Source organism: Nostoc sp. UHCC 0251, assembly GCF_034932245.1.
In the GTDB taxonomy this organism is placed as follows: Bacteria; Cyanobacteriota; Cyanobacteriia; order Cyanobacteriales; family Nostocaceae; genus Nostoc.
Genome location: NZ_JAYGHD010000507.1, coordinates 1 through 2,794 on the forward strand (window position 1 = coordinate 1; position 2,794 = coordinate 2,794).

The 2,794-nt window shown below is 40.8% G+C and carries 1 protein-coding gene; it reads left to right on the forward strand.

Annotated elements, in window-relative coordinates:
* Positions 1–358: 358 nt before the first annotated feature.
* Complete coding sequence (locus VB740_RS36365) at positions 359–2,530, forward strand: EAL domain-containing protein (RefSeq protein ID WP_323204653.1); 2,172 nt, start codon at positions 359–361, stop codon at positions 2,528–2,530.
* Positions 2,531–2,794: the final 264 nt, after the last annotated feature.

A 2,794-nucleotide genomic window follows, 5' to 3' on the forward strand; every position in this document is an offset into this window, starting at 1 on the left:
AAAGGAGAGAGACTTTGAATTTTCCCCCTTCCCGACACGGGAAGGGGGTTAGGGGTTAGGTTTTTGGTGGACTTTTCCACATAACGTGAAAAGTCAGGTTAAAGGTAGGCAAACTCCTACTGACCTGTCTGTATTAGCAACATCCAAAAATTAAAATGCTCAATTCCTGCATCCAATACGACTATCCAATTTCTTCTTCCCCTGCTCCCCCTGCTCCCCTTGCTCCCCTTGCTTACCAAAACGATTGATTATTTTTTTATGGCGCATCTGTTGACTATATTTCTTAGCAGCTAATCGGTGTTGTTTGGGATGAAAATGTGGCGGATGAACTCAAAGTTTACCAAGGAGATGATGAGGTATGAGTGAACCCTTGAACGTCCTGATGGTTGAAGATTCAGAAATCGATGCCATATTAATTATTCGTGAACTGCGTCGCGGTGGTTTCGAGCCAATCTGGCAACGTGTCCAAACGGTCGAAGAGCTACACACAGCCCTCAATAGCCACACATGGGATGTCATAATTTCAGATTACCGATTGCCTGGATTCAATGCTCCTATGGCTCTGGAAATAGCAAAGCAGAGTCAGAAAGATATTCCTTTCATTCTCGTTTCCGGCACAATCGGCGAAGTATCTGCTGTGGAAATGATGAAAGCGGGTGCTCATGATTATGTGATGAAAGACAACTTAAACCGATTGCCAGTGGCGGTGCGTCGAGAACTTCGGGATGCTCAGGTACGGGCAGAGCGCCAACAAGCGCAAAATCTGTTACAAACATTAGCATCTAATATACCGGGAATAATTTACAGCTTTGTACATCATTTTGATGGTTCTGTTGTCTTTGAGTACATCAGTTTAGGCTGTCTAGACCTTCTAGAATTAACACCAGATCAAATTTTAGAAAATGCCTCTGTTTGCCTGGCACAAATTCATATTGATGACCGTGCCGGATGTTATGCGGCTGCCAAAGAAAGCGCTCAAACTTTAAACCCATTCTTTTATGAATGGCGATTAGTTACACCTTCTGGCAAACTCAAGTGGGTACAGGCAAGTGCGCGTTCAGAGTATCGAGAAAACGGAGATATTGTTTGGCATGGGGTTTTATTAGATGTGAGCGATCGCAAACAAGCACAAGAACTGATTATTCACAATGCCTTGCATGATCCATTGACAGATTTACCAAATCGGACGCTTTTGGTGGAACGACTAGAATTATCCATTAACCGAGCCAAACGAGTAGAAACCTATCGTTATGCCGTCTTGTTTCTAGACCTAGATCGGTTCAAAGTCATCAATGACAGCTTAGGGCATTTAGCTGGAGATCAACTACTCAAAAGCATTGCTCAGAAGCTAAAAAATCATCTGCGAGACGTTGATTTAGTTGCTCGAATCGGTGGTGACGAATTCGTAATTCTGCTAGAAGATATTTCTGGTATTGAAAAAGCTATTCAAATTACTGAGCGAATTCTGACAGATTTTCAAACAGCATTGATACTTAATGATTCTGAAGTAGTTATCAGTACGAGCATCGGTATTGTTTTAGGCACAAAGGACTATTCTCACGCCTCCGATTTACTCCGAGATGCCGATATTGCTATGTATAGAGCCAAAGCTGAAGATAGAAACTCGTACAAAATTTTTGATGTAGAAATGCACACTCAAGCCGTAAATCGATTAACTCTAGAAACCGATATTCGTAAAGCTATCGAACGAGAAGAGTTTGTTATATATTACCAGCCGATTGTTGACATACTTGGCAATGCCTACGACGGGCAAAGCCAATGTGTTAGCAGAGAATCGCAACTGCAACCAGTTCGACTGATTGGATTTGAGGCATTAGTGCGCTGGCAACACCCAACTCGCGGGTTCCTTTTACCGGAGGAATTTGTTCCTATTGCTGAAGAAACAGGGCTAATTGTGCAAATTGATCGCTGGATGTTCTACAAAGCTTGTCAACAACTGGCAAGCTGGAAAACCAAGTTTGCTAGTCACTTCCCGCTCAAAATGAGTATTAACCTCTCTGTTCAAGATATTCGCCAAGCCGGCTTAATTGATGGCATCGCTCAAACACTAGCCCAAACGGGTTTAGAAGGCGATTCCATAGCCCTAGAAATTACTGAGAGTATGTTAATTGAAAATATCAGTAAGACAATTGATTTATTAACCCAATTAAAGGATAAAAAAATTCAAATTAGTATTGATGACTTTGGTAGCGGTTATTCATCGCTCAATTATCTGCATCGTTTACCTGCTGATAATTTGAAGATTGATCGCTCCTTTGTGAGTCAGATGCAAGAAGGTAACCGTAATTATCAGGTTGTTAGTACTATTATTGCTTTGAGCAATCAACTCGGATTAGGCGTTATTGCAGAAGGTATTGAAACATTACAACAACTTCAATGGTTACAGCAACTTGGATGCGAATTGGGTCAAGGTTATGTGTTCTCTAAACCTCTCAGCCATGAGACAGCAGAAGCACTTATAGCAAGTAAAACTTTGTATTTAACCTCTGATGAATACGGCAAAGGATAAGCTCATTGAAAAACCAGAAAAACCTCTCGGTAAAGCGAAAGTAAAAAGAGGCGATCGCGTTGTTATATATCTAATGCTTAAGTAAAGATCCTGGCAATATAAATATTTAGTTTACTGATTCAAATTTCAATATATATATAAGATAAGACTCATATTTTATTTTTGAAAAAACTCCGTACATTTCAAAAAGCCCTATTGCCTCTTCCCTCTTGCCTATTGCCTCTTGCCTATTGCCTATTGCCTATTGCCTATTGCCTATTGCCT

Excerpts from the sequence above, each read along its gene's own strand:
- VB740_RS36365 (WP_323204653.1), top strand. The coding sequence starts at position 359 with ATGAGTGAACCCTTGAACGTCCTGATGGTTGAAGATTCAGAAATCGAT.